21 protein-coding genes are annotated in these 17,646 nt (G+C 67.0%); 5 read left to right on the forward strand and 16 right to left on the reverse strand.

Translation table 11 applies throughout. The annotated features are described in order from the left end of the window. Window positions 1-43: 43 nt before the first annotated feature. The 7 genes from WS66_RS34005 to WS66_RS02765 form a co-directional block, all read right to left on the reverse strand. A complete protein-coding gene (locus tag WS66_RS34005) occupies window positions 44-220 on the reverse strand; it encodes a hypothetical protein (RefSeq protein ID WP_170296371.1) in 177 nt (58 codons plus the stop codon). A 32-nt stretch (window positions 221-252) separates the two neighbouring features. Beyond that, window positions 253-699 carry a copper chaperone PCu(A)C gene (locus WS66_RS02740; RefSeq protein WP_059600194.1) on the reverse strand — a complete coding sequence of 149 codons (447 nt, stop codon included), beginning with the start codon at window positions 697-699 and terminating at the stop codon, window positions 253-255. A 52-nt stretch (window positions 700-751) separates the two neighbouring features. Further along, window positions 752-1,117 (reverse strand): copper homeostasis periplasmic binding protein CopC, encoded by a 366-nt coding sequence (gene copC, locus WS66_RS02745; RefSeq protein WP_059600193.1) that lies wholly within the window; start codon window positions 1,115-1,117, stop codon window positions 752-754. A 226-nt stretch (window positions 1,118-1,343) separates the two neighbouring features. Next, window positions 1,344-1,721 carry a DUF2946 domain-containing protein gene (locus WS66_RS02750; protein ID WP_059600192.1) on the reverse strand — a complete coding sequence of 126 codons (378 nt, stop codon included), beginning with the start codon at window positions 1,719-1,721 and terminating at the stop codon, window positions 1,344-1,346. 104 nt (window positions 1,722-1,825) lie between these two features. Continuing rightward, window positions 1,826-2,320: an SRPBCC family protein gene (locus tag WS66_RS02755; RefSeq protein ID WP_059600191.1), complete on the reverse strand. Its 495-nt coding sequence runs from the start codon at window positions 2,318-2,320 to the stop codon at window positions 1,826-1,828. A 56-nt stretch (window positions 2,321-2,376) separates the two neighbouring features. Further along, window positions 2,377-2,679, reverse strand: a complete 303-nt coding sequence (locus WS66_RS02760) for a 2Fe-2S iron-sulfur cluster-binding protein (RefSeq protein ID WP_059527056.1) — start codon at window positions 2,677-2,679, stop codon at window positions 2,377-2,379. 99 nt (window positions 2,680-2,778) lie between these two features. After that, window positions 2,779-4,668: a sigma-54-dependent Fis family transcriptional regulator gene (locus tag WS66_RS02765; protein ID WP_059600190.1), complete on the reverse strand. Its 1,890-nt coding sequence runs from the start codon at window positions 4,666-4,668 to the stop codon at window positions 2,779-2,781. Between the two features lie 281 nt (window positions 4,669-4,949). Between WS66_RS02765 and WS66_RS02770 the strand changes: the two genes are divergently transcribed. Together WS66_RS02770 and WS66_RS02775 are read left to right on the forward strand one after the other, a co-directional pair. After that, complete coding sequence (locus WS66_RS02770) at window positions 4,950-5,141, forward strand: DUF2964 family protein (protein ID WP_059527249.1); 192 nt, start codon at window positions 4,950-4,952, stop codon at window positions 5,139-5,141. A gap of 241 nt (window positions 5,142-5,382) precedes the next feature. Beyond that, window positions 5,383-5,670 carry a DUF1488 domain-containing protein gene (locus tag WS66_RS02775; RefSeq protein WP_014898618.1) on the forward strand — a complete coding sequence of 96 codons (288 nt, stop codon included), beginning with the start codon at window positions 5,383-5,385 and terminating at the stop codon, window positions 5,668-5,670. Between the two features lie 152 nt (window positions 5,671-5,822). Here the strand turns inward: WS66_RS02775 and WS66_RS02780 are convergent, their stop codons facing one another. The 3 genes from WS66_RS02780 to WS66_RS02790 are packed head-to-tail and all read right to left on the reverse strand — an operon-like array spanning window position 5,823 to window position 7,560. Continuing rightward, complete coding sequence (locus tag WS66_RS02780; protein WP_059600189.1) at window positions 5,823-6,686, reverse strand: MBL fold metallo-hydrolase; 864 nt, start codon at window positions 6,684-6,686, stop codon at window positions 5,823-5,825. 3 nt (window positions 6,687-6,689) lie between these two features. Next, window positions 6,690-7,016 carry a hypothetical protein gene (locus WS66_RS02785; RefSeq protein ID WP_059600188.1) on the reverse strand — a complete coding sequence of 109 codons (327 nt, stop codon included), beginning with the start codon at window positions 7,014-7,016 and terminating at the stop codon, window positions 6,690-6,692. A 13-nt stretch (window positions 7,017-7,029) separates the two neighbouring features. Beyond that, window positions 7,030-7,560, reverse strand: coding sequence for a hypothetical protein (locus tag WS66_RS02790; RefSeq protein WP_059600187.1), 531 nt, complete (start codon window positions 7,558-7,560; stop codon window positions 7,030-7,032). A gap of 199 nt (window positions 7,561-7,759) precedes the next feature. Between WS66_RS02790 and WS66_RS02795 the strand changes: the two genes are divergently transcribed. Next, window positions 7,760-8,611, forward strand: a complete 852-nt coding sequence (locus WS66_RS02795; protein ID WP_059600186.1) for a LysR substrate-binding domain-containing protein — start codon at window positions 7,760-7,762, stop codon at window positions 8,609-8,611. Between the two features lie 109 nt (window positions 8,612-8,720). On the opposite strand, the gene WS66_RS02800 is transcribed toward WS66_RS02795, so the two are convergent. Then, complete coding sequence (locus WS66_RS02800) at window positions 8,721-10,022, reverse strand: NCS2 family permease (protein ID WP_059600185.1); 1,302 nt, start codon at window positions 10,020-10,022, stop codon at window positions 8,721-8,723. A 761-nt stretch (window positions 10,023-10,783) separates the two neighbouring features. Here WS66_RS02800 and WS66_RS02805 point away from each other — a divergent pair. Continuing rightward, a complete protein-coding gene (locus WS66_RS02805) occupies window positions 10,784-11,062 on the forward strand; it encodes a hypothetical protein (RefSeq protein ID WP_006480752.1) in 279 nt (92 codons plus the stop codon). A gap of 173 nt (window positions 11,063-11,235) precedes the next feature. Here the strand turns inward: WS66_RS02805 and WS66_RS02810 are convergent, their stop codons facing one another. The 5 genes from WS66_RS02810 to WS66_RS02830 all read right to left on the reverse strand — a co-directional run bounded on the left by WS66_RS02810 (window position 11,236) and on the right by WS66_RS02830 (window position 15,893). Further along, a complete protein-coding gene (locus tag WS66_RS02810) occupies window positions 11,236-11,610 on the reverse strand; it encodes a DUF2917 domain-containing protein (protein ID WP_059600333.1) in 375 nt (124 codons plus the stop codon). Window positions 11,611-11,861: 251 nt separating this feature from the next. Further along, window positions 11,862-12,149, reverse strand: coding sequence for a hypothetical protein (locus tag WS66_RS02815; RefSeq protein WP_059600184.1), 288 nt, complete (start codon window positions 12,147-12,149; stop codon window positions 11,862-11,864). Between the two features lie 88 nt (window positions 12,150-12,237). Next, window positions 12,238-13,143, reverse strand: a complete 906-nt coding sequence (locus tag WS66_RS02820) for a metal-dependent hydrolase (protein ID WP_059600183.1) — start codon at window positions 13,141-13,143, stop codon at window positions 12,238-12,240. A 34-nt stretch (window positions 13,144-13,177) separates the two neighbouring features. Continuing rightward, window positions 13,178-14,965: an SDR family oxidoreductase gene (locus WS66_RS02825; protein ID WP_059600182.1), complete on the reverse strand. Its 1,788-nt coding sequence runs from the start codon at window positions 14,963-14,965 to the stop codon at window positions 13,178-13,180. A gap of 49 nt (window positions 14,966-15,014) precedes the next feature. Continuing rightward, a complete protein-coding gene (locus tag WS66_RS02830) occupies window positions 15,015-15,893 on the reverse strand; it encodes a M24 family metallopeptidase (RefSeq protein WP_059600181.1) in 879 nt (292 codons plus the stop codon). Window positions 15,894-16,364: 471 nt separating this feature from the next. Between WS66_RS02830 and WS66_RS02835 the strand changes: the two genes are divergently transcribed. Then, entirely contained in the window at window positions 16,365-17,642 is a 1,278-nt protein-coding gene (locus WS66_RS02835; protein WP_059600180.1) for a haloacid dehalogenase-like hydrolase, read from the forward strand. The last annotated feature ends 4 nt before the right edge of the window (window positions 17,643-17,646 follow it).

The raw sequence follows: 17,646 nt of genomic DNA on the forward strand, positions 1-17,646 counted from the left end.
ACGCCAAAATGACGCGGACCGCCGCCGGAACCGGCGCGGCGCGTCAGCGTGTGTCGCGCACGCAGTATGCGGCGATCGACGACGGCGAATCGATCGCCGAAGGCCGCGTCATCCACGCGATCCACGCCGCCCATAACCCGCAGGCGATCAACACGGCGACGTTCAGCGGCGTCCGGTAGCGGACGATCAGGCTGGCCAGCGGCACGCGTTCCTTGCTCATGTGCGTCTCCTTCGGTCGATGCGGTTGCGGCGTTACTGGCCGGTGTAGGAGGGCGCCTTCGCGTCGCAGGTCACGGACACCGTCGCGCCGTCGGCGAAATGCAGCCGCAGCGGTACCTTCGCGCCGGGCGCGACGGGCTGGCGCGGTTCCTCCAGCATCACGTGATAGCCCTTCGGCCTGAACGTCACCGTGCCGTGCGCGGGCACGTCGACCGCTTCGACGTGAACCATTTTCGCGGTGCTGCCGGCCGTTTGCGTTTCGTGCATCATCGCCATCCCGAACGCGGGCGTATCGATGCCCGTGAGCGTGACGGGCTTGTCGCCGTCGTTCTTCAGCGTGAAATAACCGGACGACGGCACCGTCGCCGGCATCGTGCGGATCCAGCAGGCATCGGCCTGGACGGCCGATGCGGCGAACGTGGCGGGCGCCTGCAGCGCCAGCAGTGCGAACAGCAGGCTGGTCGGAATCGAGCGTTTCATCGAGTGTGTTCCTGATCGGGTAGGGAAGATCGCCGCGCGGGCATCGTGTGCATTACTTCAGCGTGAACGTGTAGTGGCCCTGCGTGCGATGCCCGTCGGTCGCGACTGCAACCCAAGCGACCGTGTACGTGCCCGGCGTCAGGTTCGCCAGTTCCACATGCATCCGCTTCCGGTTGCCGGCGTCGATGGCGGCTTTCCCGTCGATGACCGACTGTCCATGGCTGTCGGTGACGGCGATCGAACTGAATGCGGGTTCGAGCGTTTCGCTGAAGTCGATCGTGACCGCGTGCGGCGCGCTCGACAGCGTGGCGTCGGCGGCCGGGTCCAGGTTTTTCGGGTGTGCGTGCGCGTGAGCGGCCTGTGCGACGACGAAGCCGAGTGCGACGAGTGCGCCGCGAATGAAAGCAGTGGTTTTCATGACGGGATGATCCGGTTGGAAATGACAAGGAGAACGATGCATTCGACGAATGGTCGCGCGTGCGTGCACGCGTGGCCGCCGGAGGCGGGCGAGCGCACGCGCGGCACGATGCCCCGAGCAATACGGTCGAATGTGAGATCGTCCTTCGAAACGTGACACGGCATGCACGCGCGGCGCGCGTGCTCACGGCGTGATGCGCAAGGGCATCACGCGCGGTGACGACGAATCAGGATGCGAACGGCGGGGCGCGCGGTTGCGCGGCCGTGAGCGGCAGCGTGCGGCGCAGGCTTTCGAAGCGGGTTGCTTCGCGATGCTCGCGCGGGTGGAAGTTGGCCGCGAACGTCAGTTCGGGCGCGGGCAGGGCGGGTGTATGGGCGAGCAGGCTGCAATAGCCGCAAGCCTGCAGATGGGCCTGCAGGCTTTTCGACGACGCATCGCCGGCATGGTTGCCGCCCGCCGGCCCGGCCGTGCAGTAACCGGCAAGGAGCGAGTCGACGCGGTCTTGCGTCGTCAGCGCCTGCGAGATCGTCGGCGCGAGCGTTGTCATCAGGATGGCGAGCATCCCGATCAGACTGACGATCTTCCGGAAACGACGGCTCAGCATGCGATGCGCGGGGCGGGGTATGAACGGCGATGGAGCGGATTATGCCACGCACCCGCCGCGAGGGCATGCGGGCACGCGGATACCGGGCATGACGCGCGGCACGCTTACGCGTGCTTCGCGAGATATTTCGTGATCAGCGTCATCTGCGCGGCCCAGCCTTGATCGTTCACCTCGCGAGCCTTTGCGCGGCGCGCATCGATCAACTGGTCGAAGCCCGTTTCGGTGATCGTCAGCAGCGTGCCGCCGTTCGCTTCGGCGAGTGCGAACGTGACGAGCGTCATCGGCTCGGACGCGTAATCGAAGTTCGGATCGATCGCGAACGGGTGCCAGCGAAAGGAGAATCGGTGCATCGGCTCGACGCGATCGACGACGATCTCGAACACGGTGCCGGCATATGGCTCCTGTGCCCGGGCGACGTCGTCGTCGACGCGCGTCGGCGTGATGCGGCCGAACAGCGGCCGGTCGGCGACGAACGGCCCGTCGAACGTCACGCCGAACCAGATGCCGAATTCCCCGGCATTGCTGACGGCTTCCCAGACGCGCGCCAGCGGCGCGGTGAGCAAGGCTTGTTTCTCGATGCGATCGGTGGACTGGGTCATCACGTTCTCCAGGCGGGCATCCTTGCCGCGGGACGGCGCACGCGCGCTCGCCGCGTTCAGTCGATCATCACCGCGTCGGGCACGTCGAGCACGACATCCGAGGTCGCTACGGCCACGCACGGCAGCGTATAGCCGTCGGCCTTTTCCTCGCGGCTCAGACCCGGCCATTCGATCGTATAGCGTACGCTGCCGCTGACGATCCTGCACAGGCAGCTTCGGCACGTGCCGTTGCGGCACGAGCGCGGCAGCCTGACGTGCGCGAACGCGGCGGCCTCGAGCAGCGTCAGCGAATCGGGGGCGTCGAACGTCGCGCCGAGCGGCTCGATGCGTACGAGAGGCGGGTGGTCGGGATCGGTCATGGGGCGAAGCGGGTGCCGGCGCGGCGGCAAGACAAGGCAAGCGACAAGCATACCCGAAGGCGGCGCGGCCGGCGCCCGTCGGGCAGCCGGCGCGGGACGTCAGTGTCGGCGCAGGTAGCGGTACACGGTATTGCGCGCGAGCCCAAGCTCCCGCGCGGCTGCCGATACGTTGCCGCCGTGCCGCGCGAGCACCGCGTCGATCACCGCGGCCTGGTGGCTCTGCAGTGTCGTCGCTTCGCGCGTGTCGGCCGGTGCGGCCTGTGCCGCCGGAGTGTCGTCGCAGTCGAGCCAGAAATCGTCGGGCAGGTGCGCGAGCGTGATTTCGGCTTCGTCTTCGGCGAGCATGCCGGCCGTGCGCAGCACGTTGGTCATTTGCCGCAGGTTGCCGGGCCAGCGGTGCCGCATGAACGCGTCGAGCACGTCGGTCGCGAGGCGGCTCGGCATCGGCTCGCTGCGACCGAGCCGCGCGAGGATCCGCTCGACCAGTGTCGGCAGGTCGGTGCGCGCGGCGAGCGGCGGCAGTGTGACCGCGAGCCCGTTGATCCGGTAGAACAGGTCTTCGCGGAACGTGCCTTCGGCGATCATCGCACGCAGGTCGCGGTGGGTCGCGCAGACCACGCGCACGTCGACCGGCACCGCGCGTGCGCCGCCGAGCGGCATCACCGCGCGCTCCTGCAGCACGCGCATGAGCCTGACCTGCTGCGCGAGCGGCATGTCGCCGATTTCGTCGAGAAACAGCGTACCGCCGTCGGCCTGCGCGATCTTGCCGGGGCTGCCGCGCTTGCGCGCACCGGTGAAGGCGCCGTCCTCGTAACCGAACAGTTCGGCCTCGATCAGCGAATCCGGCAGTGCCGCGCAGTTGACCGCGACGAACGGGCCGTCCGCGCGCGGCGATGCCTGGTGCAGCGCACGCGCGAGCCATTCCTTGCCGGTGCCGGTCTGGCCGAGGATCAGCAACGGCAGATCGCGTCCACGAATCTTCGCGACGCGTTCGAGCACGGCGGCCATCCGCGCATCGCCGGTGTCGAGCGTCGCGAACGTGATCGCGTCGGGGTCCGGAGCCCGCATGCGCACGGCGGGCGCGGGCGGCGTGACGGCGACGGCCGTCTTGTGCGCTTCCGCGAATTCGCAGCGTGCGAGCACGCGCACGCCGGTCGACAGCGTGAGGCTGAACGGTGCGCCGGGTGCGCGGGCTGCCTGCTGCGCGAGCTGGCCGAAGTGCATGCCGAACAGCGCATCGCAGCCTTGATGCTGCAACGCATCGAAGGTCGCACCGAGCTGGAATTGCGCGCTGCGGTTCGCGGCGATCAGTCCGCCGTCGGGGCCGAATGCGACGAGCCCGGCGAACAGCGAGTCGACGCAGTCCTCGTGGGCGTGGAAGCGCAGCCGCAGTGCTTCCGCGCACTGGTTCGCGAACAGATGGTTCTCGATCAGCTGCGCGGACATCCGCACGAGCGCGAGCGTATGGGAGCTGAAGCCGCGCGGATCGCCGCTCACGTCGAGCGTGCCGAGCGTGCGGCCGAACGAGTCGATGATCGGCGCACACGAGCAGGTGAGGATATGGTTCGCGCGCAGGAAGTGCTCGGACCCGTGCACGGCGACCGCCTGTCCCGATGCGAGCGCGGTGCCGATCGCATTGGTGCCGCGTGCGCCTTCGGCCCACGACACGCCGGTGCACAGCGCGACGCGGTTCGCCTTTTCGATGAAGTCCGCGTCGCCGATGCTGTGCAGGATCACGCCGTCGGCGTCGGTGAGCAGCACGAGGCTTTGCGTGTCGGCGATCTGCGCGTGGAGGTTCTCCATCACCGGGCGCGCGTGTGCGAACAAGGCGTGGTTCGTGTCGAGCAGTTCGCGCAGCGCGAGCCGCGACAGCGGCGAGAAATCGGGTTGCTCGTTTGCGCGCAGGCCGATCGCGGTCGAACGGGCATGCGCCTGCGCGAGCAGGTCGTTGCGGCCCGCGGTGGCGGGCAGCACGAAAGATTGAGGCATGTCTTGTCTCCTGTCGGCCCCAGTTGGCGCTTCAGCGCTTACTGGGGCTCCATGCTTCGCGGTCGCCCCGCCTTGACGCTTTGCGCCGCACCATCCGCCACCCGGGCCGCCGCTATCGATATCGCCTCATCATACAAGCGCCGCACGCGTTGTGCGACTGCGTACAAAAACCCCTTGCTTTTAAGCGCCCGCATGCAATGATGAAAGTGGAACGCGCACGCGCCGTGTTCCGCATCGCAACATGCATGCGACGTGACATGCATCCGTTCGGGAGACCCATCATGGTTCGGACGGAACTGAGAGTCGTGCTGGCGGCCATCGCCACCTTCATCATGCTGGGCGGCATCGCCGTCGCGATCCACGGTCTGCTGTTCGACCTGAGCGACGCGGTGCAATACGGAGCGGCCGCGATCGCGGTAGGCGCCACGACCGCCGCGATCGCACTGAACATCTGGCCCACCGATCCCCACTGACGCCGCCCGGCAAACGGTGCCGGATGTCGCGCTGGTCTGATGAAAATGCGCGTCGGAACGACGCACATCGCAAAATTTGCCTCCTGCGCGAAACCGTCTAAAGTGGAATGCAACCGGCATGCGGTGTCCGCGCCATACCCCGTGGATCCTGCCTCTGCCGGCGAGCCCGCGTAAATTTTCGTCCGGCCGGTAGCGGACGATGGACGCGGTCATTTGCTTTCTACCGGACAAGGCGGCTCCCATGCAGATTCATTTCACGAATGAGAAGCCCGAATATTCGGGGCGCGACCTGATGCTTGGTTTCACGGCGCTGGTCAATGGCGAGCGCGTTCAATGTCAGATCACCGCCGAGGCGCTGGAGGATCATTTCGGTGCGGCATCGCCGCGCTTCGAGGACATGGTCGGTGCGTACGATCAGCACCGCGAGCGTATCGAGGCGGCCGCACGGCGGTTGCTGTCCGAGACGCGCGCGCAATGCGTGACGCTGCGCAGCGGCTACGTGCGCTTCTACGAAGCGAACTGGCGCTGAGCCGGGCGACCGGGCAGCGACGGAGCGGGCGCCGGATACCGGCGCCCGTGTCATATCGGCGCATGCCCGTCCGGTAGCGCGCTTGCCCGGAGCGGTGCGCGGCGCGATTCGAGCATCGTGCGGCGCACTGGCGTGCCCGCGTTCCGTTTCGCTCAATCCGCCCCGCCAAGCACATACGCGCCGCCGGTTGGGCCGTTCGTGCGCGCGATGCGTGCGAAGCCCGTGTCGGCGAGGTGCATGCCCGCAATCAGCAAGTTATCCGAAGCGACTTCGGCGAGCGTGGCCGCGCGCGTCGATGATGCCTGCGACGGATCGTGATCGAACGCGATCGACACGTCGGGGCGCGCAACCTGAATCGGCGCGAAATGCACGAGATCGCCCCAGATCAGCAGGCGCTCGCCGCGCGATTCGACGCGATAGCCGGTGTGGCCGGGCGTGTGCCCCGGCAGCGGGACCGCGACGATACCGGGCAGCACGTCGCCTGCCTCGATGGTGCGTAGATGCGCGCGATACACGTCGAACGTGCGCCGCGCGATCCGGAAATTGACGCGTGCGCGCTCGTTTGCCCGCTCGTACATGGCGTCGTCCAGCCAGAACGCACGTTCCCGTTCGTGAATGAGCACCTCCGCTTGCGGAAAGGCCGGATGTCCGTCCGTGTCCAGGAGGCCGCCGATGTGATCCGGATGCGCATGCGTCAGCAGGACCGTGTCGATGTCGCGTGCATCGATGCCGGCTTGCGACAGCGACGGACGCAGCAGGCCGCCCCAGTTCCGGATGCCGCCGGCGCCGGTGTCGACGAGTACGGTGCGCCCGTTCCCGCGTATCACGTAGCAGTTGATGTTGACGTCGGACGGCGCGTGTATGCCGGCCCGGTGCATGATGCCGGTCGCGTCGTCGACGTCGATGTTCGACAGCAGGTCGAGGCCGGCCGTCAGCGTGCCGTCACTGATCGCGATCACTGTGAAATCGCCGATCTGGCGACGCGGGAAGGAAGGGAGTTGAACAGGCGTGCTCACGGGTCAATGTCGGGCGTGAAGGTGGGTGGTGTCGTGGCCGAAGCAGCGGATGCGTGCGACGAATCCGGTGTGGCGAAGAATCTCGCGATCCAGTTCGGTCATGAACCGGTCCATCAGTTCAGGGGTGCGAAATGACGAGGTGCGAAAGCGGATCTCCGCGCTGACCGGATGTCCGCAGCCGTGCCGGACCGGGATGTACGCGACGTGGACCGTGCCGGGTGCGGCGCTCAGCACGTCGGTGCAGAGCCTCTCGCAGGCCGACGACAACGCGTCGAGCGCCGTGCTGGCCGGCATGCTCGCCTCGGGAATCAAGATCGTGACGCTGGGCATGGTCGGGCTCCGGTCAGCGTGCGGTTGCCGACGTCGGTGTGCTGACGAGTGGGTCACCCATCGGTGCATAGAGCCGGATCGCGGCATCGGACCCGAGCCGAGCCTGATCGTGCGTGAGGACGGCCAGCCAGCGCGCGGCCGGCCGCCGATCCAGCGCGACCGCATGCATGGCCGTGGCTGCGATCGCTGCTCGCGCGAACGGGGTGGGGTCGTCGCAAACGGCCAGCCAGTGATGGCCGGAGACGGCCGGCGCGGGGGCCGCGCAGTCGTAGACGTTGCGGCGCCACTCGACGATGTGCGGCTGCCAGCGCGCGAAATTGCCGCCGCCCTTGTCGCGATACTCGGCCGACGTCAGCACGTCCGGGCCGTCGATCGTATGCAGCGCGAGATAGACGGGGCCGTCGCCGCCGAGTGCGCGAAAGCGTTGCGACGTGCGGAAGCCGGATACGGAGATGAGCGCCGGCAGTTTGACGCGGCTGTAGAAGTCGTTCCACTCGGCTTCGACGGCGGGCTCGGCGATGCTGCATTCAACGGCATAGATCATGGTTTCTCCACGGGGGCGAGCGGCCTTCGGGGCCGATGGCTGCTCGACGGGTTGAGTTTTTGTCATGATAATGAGCCGATGGACGGCAGAAAAACGATGATTCGTCACCGTTCAATGACATTTGATCAAGCCATGACCGACGGCGGTCGGACCGGGAGCAATCGTGACGCGACGCAGGATTCCGAGCAATTCGGCATTGATGGCATTCGAGGCCGCGGCGCGGCATGGAAGCTTCGCGCGCGCCGCCGACGAACTGGCGTTGACGGAAGGCGCGATCAGCCGGCAGATCGGCCGGCTGGAGACGTTCCTGGGTGTCGCGCTGTTCGAGCGGGTCGGCAACCGCGTGCGGTTGGCGCCGAACGGCGTGCGCTACGCGGCGCAGGTTCGCGAAGTGCTGGACCGGCTCGAGCGCGACAGCCAGTACATGATGGGGCAGCCCGGTGACGGCGGCAGCGTCGATATCGCCGTGACGCCGACATTCGCGACGCGCTGGCTGATTCCGCGGCTCAAGGGATTCCAGACGCAGCATCCGAACATCACGGTGCATTTCGCCGATCGCGCGGAGCCGTTCGTGCTGGCCGGCAGCGGTTTCGATGCGGCGATTCACTTCGAGCATCCGGCCTGGGCCGGCATGCACACGTACCGGTTGTGCGAGGAGGTGCTGGTGCCGGTCTGCCATCCGTCGCTGCTCGCGGCCGGGCAGCCGGACGTATTGCTGGGCACGCTGCCGCGCCTGCACAAGCGCCAGACGCCTGATGCGTGGTCGGCGTACGTGCAGGAGACGGGGCTGCCGGTGAACAATCCGGCCGCCGGCGCACGCTACGATCTTTACTCGATGCTGATCGCGGCGGCGCTCGCCGGGCTCGGCGTCGCGCTGGTGCCGCGCCTCTATGTCGACGCCGAGATCGCGCAAGGGTTGCTCGCGGCGCCCTGGCCCGACGGGCGGGGCGTGGTCAAGCGCTTCTGTCTCGTGTTGCCCGAGGCGCTGGAACTGGGCGAGGGGCCGTTGCAGACCTTCGCGCGCTGGGTGCTCCGGCAGGCGGAGGTTTGACCGGCGCTCGCTTGCACCACCCCGCGTAGCCGAAACGAGAGCAAAACGAAAACGCCACCCGAAGGTGGCGTTTTCGTTTCATCTTGCCGCGCACAGGGGCGCGCGTGCGTCACTCGCTGCCGAGATAGAAGAAGCGGAACAGGAACACGGCCGCGATGATCCACACGATCGGCTTGACCGTGCGGGCCTGGCCCGTCAGCAGCTTCAGGCCGCCGTATGCGATGAAGCCGAACGCGACGCCGTTCGCGATCGAGTAAGTGAACGGCATCAGCAGCGCGGTCAGCGCGGCCGGCACGGCTTCGGTCGCATCATCCCACGGCACCTCGACCATCTCGCGCAGCATCAGGCACGACACGTACAGCAGTGCCGGTGCCGTGGCGTAGGCCGGCACGACGCCGGCGAGCGGCGCGATGAACAGGCACGCGAGGAACAGCACGGCGACGGTGATCGCCGTCACGCCCGTGCGGCCGCCGGCCTGCACGCCCGACGCGCTTTCGATGTAAGCGGTGGTCGACGACGTGCCGAGCAGCGAGCCCGCGACGATCGCCGTGCTGTCGGCAAGCAACGCCTTGTTCAGGCGGTTCATCTTGCCCTCGACGAGCAGGCCCGCGCGGTTCGCGACGCCCATCAGCGTGCCGGTCGCGTCGAACAGTTCGACGAGGAAGAACACGAGGATCACGTTGATGATGCCGGTCGACAGCGCGGCGCCGATGTCGAGCTTGAACAGCGTCGCGTCGATCGACGGCGGCGCGGAGAACACGCCGTGGAACTGGTTGTCGCCGAAGAAGAACGACAGGATCGTGACGCCGATGATGCCGATCAGGATCGCGCCGCGCACGCGCAGGTGGTCGAGCGTGACGATCGTGAAGAAGCCGATGATCGCGAGGATCGTATCGTGCTTGTGCAGGTCGCCGAGCGTGACGAGCGTGGCGGGGTTGCCGACGATCACTCCCGAGGTCTTCAGCGAGATGATGCCGAGGAACAGGCCGATGCCGGCGGTGATCGAGATGCGCAGCGATTTCGGAATGCCGTTGACGATCGCCTCGCGCACGCGGAACAGCGTGACGAGCAGGAACAGGCAGCCGGAGATGAACACCGCGCCGAGCGCGGCCTGCCACGTGAAGCCCATCCCCTTGACGACCGTGTACGCGAAATACGCGTTCAGGCCCATGCCGGGCGCGCAGGCGATCGGGTAGTTCGCGTACAGCCCCATGATCATCGACGCCAGCGCCGCGACGAGGCAGGTCGCGACGAACACGGATTCCTTGGGCATGCCGGCATCGCCGAGGATCGCGGGGTTGACGAAGATGATGTAGGCCATCGTCAGGAACGTGGTGACGCCCGCGAGTATTTCGGTGCGGAAGTCGGTGCCGGCTTCGTCGAAGCCGAAATACCGCTTGATGGATTCCATGAAGGCGTTTCTCCGGTCGGGTTGTCGTGTTGCTTGTTGTTCGTGCCGAATTGTTGTAAGGCAGCGCGAGGCCGGCGTACTGTAACCAGCCACTATTGCGACGCTATCGGCGGATTGTAATAGCGCGGATAGCTCGGACGATATAGTTACGGGGCACGATCGGCAGCGTTCGCGCGAACGGCTGGACAGGCCGGCCGCGCGAGGAAGGCGCGCATTTTACCGGTTCGGACGAGGCGGGCAGGTAGAAACGATGGAAACGATTCGACGACGGGCGGGCCGTGTCGGCCGATGCGGGCGCAACGGCATGATCGACATGCGGGGGGCTGCCGCAACGCGACGGCATGCGACTGCAATGGCACGCCCGCACGAGGGGCGAACGCAGGACGGACGCAATACGTGCGCGAGCGCGCGCATGACCGGCGCGGGTGCGCGGCGGCATGCAGCAGTCATTCGCCAGTCCTAGCGGTTGCACATATCGGGCTATCCTGCGCCGAAGCCGTCGCGTCCGCAACTGTCATTTCGCGGTGCGAGCCCGACTGTGGTTTCTGTGTAAAAGATTGCAAGACGTCATCGCGTTAACCGGCAAGTCTTTCTAGGATAGATACACCGCGCGCACACGCCGGCCAGATGTTGCCGACGCGGGGGAGTCGCAGTCCGTGCAGGCCGGGCGGTGAAGCGCGGTGACGGTCGTTGCGCATTCGGGCAGGCGCGACCGGTTGCGATTGCCCGATGCGGGTTCGCCCGTCATCACGGAGGTCAGCATGTTGAACTGGATCAGCCGTTGGGCGATGCGGCACGCCCCCACGCCGGAAAAAACCGCTGCATCGATGCTCGTGACGGCGCGCATGGAACTGTTCGCAGCCGAACAGCGCGTCATCGATGCGAAATTACAGGCGGATTACTGGCGTACGCGGGTGTCATTTCTCGAGGAGGTGCAAAAGCAAGGCATCGACCCGTGGGTGACCTCGCAGGCGGCGCAACGCCCCGACCTCGATTCCACGCCTCGCAGCACGGGCCCGCGTCTCGCCGCCAGCACCTGATGCACGTGATGCATGCGAAGGTTGCGCACGGCGCGCGATCGCACGCGGCACGCACGTGCGTGCCGCGTCATTCGATGCGCACCTGCGACGCGTTGCGTCGCGGGTGCGTCCGTTTCCGCATACGGTGATTCCGCGCGTTCCGGCATCCCCGCCGCGCGCGTGAGCGCGCATCGTCAATCCCGTCTTCGCCATCGTCCGGCGAGCAAACGTTGCATTCGCGCGAGCGTGCGTCTCAGCCGTTCGCCGCGCCTCACGTACGCCGTCGTGATCGACGCTTCGGCCGGCCGGTCGTCATCGGTGCCGAGCCAGATGCGATCGCCGCGCGCGATGCGCAGCACGTCGCCGGGTTGTACCCAGTAGTCGTCGACGCTCGGCGGCCGCGTGATCCAAAGCGGTGCGCCGTGCGCGCGAATTTCCGCATCGCTCGGCGCGCGCCAGGTCAGTGTCGTGCGCGGCGCGACCGCGAAGCGGATCACGACGGTCGGTAACGCGATCGCACCGACGCGGCGCGAATCGGGACGGTCGAACAACGGGCTTGCCTGGTCCATCGTCTGCTCCATTCGTTGAGCCGGACGGATGACGCGCACCAGAACAAAAAGGCCTCATCCGTTTCCGGTGAGGCCTTGTGTGACATGCGGTACTGCTCGGATGCTAACGCACAAGCGCCTCCCGTGATCCATTCTTTCGAATGTTCACCGGGCAATGATTCGCGATGGCGATGAGCTTGAACGTAGGCATGCGAACGAGTTTGTCGATGTCGTACGGCGTTGTCAACGACTATTTTCGAGATTTGCGACGATCACGCGTCGCGTTGGGCGAGGCCGTTGACGAGCAGTTCGGACAGCAGGCCGGTCATCCCGTTCGGATGGGTGGCGGCGCGTGCCTTCAGCTGTTCGACGAGTTCTGCGTTCAGCTTGCACGCGAACGGCACGAGACCCTGTTCCTGGTCGAGCTTGCGCTGCGCGCGGCGGTCGAGCTTCGCTGCGTCCTCGGCAGCCTTGCCGAAGCGGGCGGAGCTGGACTGCTTCATCGCGTGCGTCAGCTTGAGCGCCTTGTTCTTTTCTAGATCGGTTTTCTTCATGGCCATCGCGGCACCTCCGGGAAATGAAGCCGCGATTGTACGCATTTCGGCCGGCGCCCCGCCGAAACTGTCGCGGACCCGCTTGCGGACCCGGTCACGCGCCCTTCGTCGTGCCCCAGTTGCCGCCATGCGCGGCCGCTTGCGCGGCCGGCGAGCGCGCCAGATACGCAAGCGCCTGCTCGGTCGAGCCTTCGTGGTGCGGCGTATAGCCCGGCTTGAAATAGCGCAACGCCGCGCCGATCACTTTCCAGAACGACGGCAGGTGCCCGCGTCGAGAACCCTTCCACCACGACAGCACGAAACCCGGGTAGCGGCCGGCGGCGGGATCTCGCCGGTACATGAATTTCGCGCCGCTCGTGATGAAGTAGAGCAACAGCACGATCACGAATGCCATGTGCACGCAGCGCTCCGGATAGTTGCCGCCCATGTGGTTGTAGATGTCGAACGCGACGGTCCGATGTTCGACTTCCTCCGCGCCGTGCCAGCGCAGCAGGTCGACCATCGTCGGGTCGGCACGGCCTTCGTCGAGCCCGTGCGCATTGAGCACCCAGTTGCCGAGATAGCCGAAGAAATGTTCGAGCGATGCGATCACCGCGAGCTGCTGACGCAGCCAGAAACGCGTATGGCCGATCTTCAGACCGAACGGCGCTTCGCCCAGCACGCGCGTAAACAGCCAGTTCAGCTTCTGCGTGAACGGCTTCGTGTCGATCCCGTGCCGGTCGTAGTAATGCTTGAGCACGCCGCCGTGCGAGCGCGAATGCACGGCTTCCTGGCGCAGGAAGCCTTCGGCTTCGTCGCGCAGGCGCGCATCGGTGATGTTCGGCAGTGCCTTGTTGTACACGCGGCAGAACCACAGTTCGCCCTCCGGGAACAGCAGGTTCAGCGTGTTGATGATGTGCGTGCTGCCCGGGTCGTTTGGCACCCAGGTGATCGGCGTGTCGCTGAAGTCGAACTTCACGTGCCGGGCCTTGATCTTGTGATAGTCGGCGGTAGAGGTCATCTGTGTCTCCGTTTCCGTGCGGCGCGCCGCGCCGTCAATGCGATGCCATGCTGACGCGGGCAAGCACCCGCCCGAGCCACGGCATGAAGCGGCCGACGAAGCGCAGCGCGTGCGCCTCGGTGCCGACGGCCACGACCGGCCGGTTGCGCAGCACGCCGTCGACCATCGCCTGCGCGACGGTTTCCGGCTTCAGGCCGCGCATCTGGTACAGCTTCGTCGCGCGTTTGCGCAGCCGCGCCTCGTCCTGTGCGCTGGCGCCCGCGTATTGCGTCGACGCCATGATTCCGGTTTCCGCGAAGCCGGGGCAGACGGCCGTCACGCCGATGCCTTTTTCCGCGAGTTCCGCGCGCATGCATTCGCTGAGCATCAGCACGGCGGCCTTCGTCGTCGCGTACGCGGGCAGGTCGCGCGACGGCCCGAACGCGGCGGCCGACGCGGTGTTGACGATGTGGCCGCCCGTGCCGCGTGCGGCCATCTGCTGCGCGAACAACCGCGAGCCGTGGATCACGCCCCACAGGTTCACGTGCAGGATGCGCTCCCAGTGCCGCTCGCTGGTGTCGAGAATGCCGCCGGCCATGCCGATGCCCGCGTTGTTGATCACGACGTCGGCGCCGCCGAGTTCGCTGCCGACCCATGCCGCGAGCGCTTCCATCTCGTCGGCGGAGCCGACGTCCACGCGTTTTGCATGCGCCTGCGCGCCGGTGAGTCCGAGCAGCAGGGCGGTGCGCTCGGCGCTCGCGAGATCGATGTCGCACGCGACGACGGTCGCGCCTTCACGGGCAAATGCGAGTGCCGCGCAGCGGCCGATGCCGCTGCCCGCGCCGGTGACGACCGCGACCTTGCCGCTGAATCGGCCGCTGGTCGCGCGGCGGCGTGCGTTCGCGAGCGCGGGCGGCTCGTCGCCCGATTCGACCGCGTCGATCAACTGTTCGGCGAGGCCCGCGAAGCGCGCGGGATCGGCGAGCGGCAGCCAGTGGCCGGCCGCGACTTCGCGGCGGTAGTACTGCGGCACCCAGCGCGACAGGTTCTCGGACAGCGCCGGGCTCACGTACTTGTCGCCGAGCGGCACGATCGTCTGCACCGGCGCGTGCGCGTAGCGCTCGCGCGGCGCGAACAGGCAGCGGATGAAGTTCGCGCGATAGAGGCGTACGCCGCGCGCGCCGTCGTCGGCCTGCGTCGCGCGCGGCGTGGCGGGGGTTTTCTCGACCCGGCGCAGCAGGCCCGGCCATGCGCGGCCGAGCCACAGCTGCCAGCCGAGCTCGGGGATGAACGGCAGATGGAACAGATACACGTACCACGAGCGCACGAGCTGCCCGCCGAGCCTGGCTAACGACGCGGGCGTCGGATGCAGCACGCGTTCGCGCAGCCAGAAGCCGACGTGGTCGAGGCACGGCCCCGAGCACGACGTGTACGACGCGATGCGGCCGGCGAGCCGCGGATCCGTGACGAACTCCCAGCCCTGGATCGAGCCCCAGTCGTGCGCGATCAGGTGCACCGCGCGGCCGGGGCAGAGCGCGTCGATCACCGCGATGAAGTCGTCGGTCAGCTTCGCGAGGTGGTAGTCGGCCGTGCGCTTGGGCGCGCCGGACAGGCCCGCGCCGCGCACGTCGTAGGCGATCACGTAGTGCTTGCGCGCGAGCAGCGGCGCGACCTGCTGCCAGACGCTGCTGTCGTCGGGGTAGCCGTGCACGAGCACGACCGGCGAGCGGGCCGGGTCGCCCCAGGTCCTGACCGCGAGCGTCAGGTCGCCGGAGGCGACGGCCGTCTCGCTGTGAACCGATTCGAACAGGGCCAGCGGCGCTTCATCGGAAAGAGGCTGCATCGTGAGTCCGTCGTTCAGGGATTCGGGAAGAGGGCGAGACGCGTGCGTGTCAGGCGACGGCCTGCATGCGTTCGGCCTGGCGGCGCTGCCGGCGGCGCACGTGCGGCAGGTCGTCGTCGAGCCAGTACGCGTCGTCGTCGGTGATCACCAGCAGTTCCTCGAATTTCGCGCCGACGCCGGCGAAGCCGAGATGCGGCTCCACGGCCCACAGGCCCGGCACCGGCGCGTGTTCGGAGCGGCGGTCGATCGACCACAGCGGCGACCAGCCTTGCTGCTTCGCCGCGCGGCCCTGGTCGAGCAGCAGGTTGCGCGTCGCGTTCAGCCCGAAGCGCGCGACGAAGCGGGGTGTCGACAGCTTGTGGATCTTCGCGACGCGATGCGCGAGCACCTTGAACGGATAGGCCTTGTGGCGCGGCTCGACGCCCTGGCGGCGGCACAGCGCGTCCACCGCCTGCGCGACCTCGGCCATCGGGCGGCGCTCCTTCACGAGCCGCACGATCATGTCGCGATGGTCCATCAGGTCGTCCTGCAACTGTTCAAGGATGGGGTTGTGGCCGAGGCAGTGCGCGTAGCCGACGTCGGCCACGATGCCGTCGAGCACCGGCGCGACGTCGAGGATCACGGGCATGTCGGTCTCGAGCTGGCGGTTGCTCGGGAAGAACGCGAGGTTGAAGCCGCCCATGTGCTTCAGGCCGGAGAAGCCTTCGAACGCGGTGCGGTCGCCGAACCATGCGAACGGCTTGTGCAGCCAGTCGTGCACGCCGTTGTCCTGCAGCCATTCGGTCAGCAGGCGCGCGGCTTCCTTCTCGGTGATGCCGGGATAGAGCATCGCGCCGACGGTCTCGACGCAGCGATAGGCAAGCTGCTGGACCGCGCGGAATTGCGGCAGCTCGTCGAGATGGACTTCCGGCAGCGGATGGTCGGGCATGAGGCGTCTCCATGTGACGGCCCGCGTTCGCGCTTCGGCGACGCGGGGCCTGTGCAAGGCTGGGGCGCTGATCCGGAATCCATTCGCCGGTGATCCAGGGCGAATTATTCAGTCAGCATTTAATGTGTCATTGATCGATGTAAAGATCATAGCCGGTTCGACGTGGCGCGGAGGTGAGGGCTTCTCCTAATGAAGGCCGAAATGGAGGGGAAGCTCTAGGTTTCCGGCGGTCGGGGCCGGATGGCTGTCGCCGCGCGCGTGTCCCGTGCGGGGGAGCCGGCCGGTGTGCGCCCCGCGCGGTGCCGACGCAGGCCCGACATGTCGTGCCGGATCAACTCCCCGTCGCGTCGTGGCGAGACGCTGTCAAATTGCCGAAATAATTTCGTCACATCATTCGCCCCCGATTCGAAGCCTTGCCGGCTTCGCGGGGCTATGACCCAAGCCGATTCGACAATTCCACGGAGAGAGACCATGCAACGCCGCAAGTTCATGAACACCCTTGCCGCGGCGGCCGCTGCGACGCCGCTGATGCTCAAGGCCGGCATGGCCGGCGCGAAGAGCGCAACCGCGCCGGACGCGCTGGACCCGGGCCGCTGGTCGCCGTTCAACGCCGCGCGCCTGCAGGCGGTGCTCGACCAGCATGGCGTCGCGAGCGCGCGCTACGACGGAAAGCGCCGCCCGTATGCGGTATTCGACTGGGACAACACGTGCATCATGAACGACTGCGAAGAGGCGTTGCTGATGTACCAGATCAACCATCTGCAGTACAAACTGACACCGGACGAGTTCGTCGATGTGATGTGGAAGGACGTGCCGAAGGGCGCGTTCATGAAGGACTACACGACCGTCGACGGCAAGCCGGTGACGATGGAGGATCTCGCCGCCGACGTCGAATCCGACTACCGCTGGCTCCATGCGAACTACAAGGGCCTCGGCGGCGACAAGCGCCTCGACGAGATTCGCGAGACCGATCAGTTCAAGGATTTTCGCGCGAAGCTGTACTTCATGTACGACGCGATTTGCGACACGCATCCGCTCGAAGTCGGCTACAAGTGGATCATCTACTTCTACAAGAACATGACGACCGCCGAGCTGCAGGCGATGGCGGAAGCGTCGAACAACTACGGTATCGGCGACGCGCTGCGCAAGGTCCGTTACGAAAGCCCGAAGGCGCTGCCTGGCAAGGCCGGCGTGGTGGCCGACACGCATTTCCATGGCATCCGCATTCACGAGGAAATCCGCGCGGTGATGCATACGCTGCGTGCGAATGGCATCGACGTGTACGTGAGCACCGCGTCGCTCGACGATGTCGTGCGCGTATTCGCCGGCAATCCGAACTATGGCTACGGCGTGGCGCCCGAGAACGTGATCGGCCTGCGGCTCGACATGCAGGACGGCAAATACACGAGCACCTATCCGGCCGGCTGGCATTTCAACTGGGGGCCCGGCAAGACGGTGGGCATCCGCAACGTCCTCGCGTCGAAAAAGGGCTACGGCCCGCTGCTGGTGTTCGGCGACAGCGACGGCGACGCATGGATGCTGCGCGACTTCAAGGACACCGCGGCCGGCGTGATCGTCAACCGGATGAAGAAGGGCGAGATCGGCGCGGACAGCAAGCTCGCGGCCGAACAGATCGGCAACCCGGACGCCCGCTTCCTGCTGCAGGGCCGCGACGAGCACACGGGCCTGATGATTCCGGACGAGAAGTCGATCAAGTACGGCAAGACCGACCGCAAGCTGCTGGCCTGACGCG

Origin of the sequence: Burkholderia sp. LA-2-3-30-S1-D2 (genome assembly GCF_001523915.2) — a bacterium.
In the GTDB taxonomy this organism is placed as follows: Bacteria; Pseudomonadota; Gammaproteobacteria; order Burkholderiales; family Burkholderiaceae; genus Burkholderia; species Burkholderia diffusa.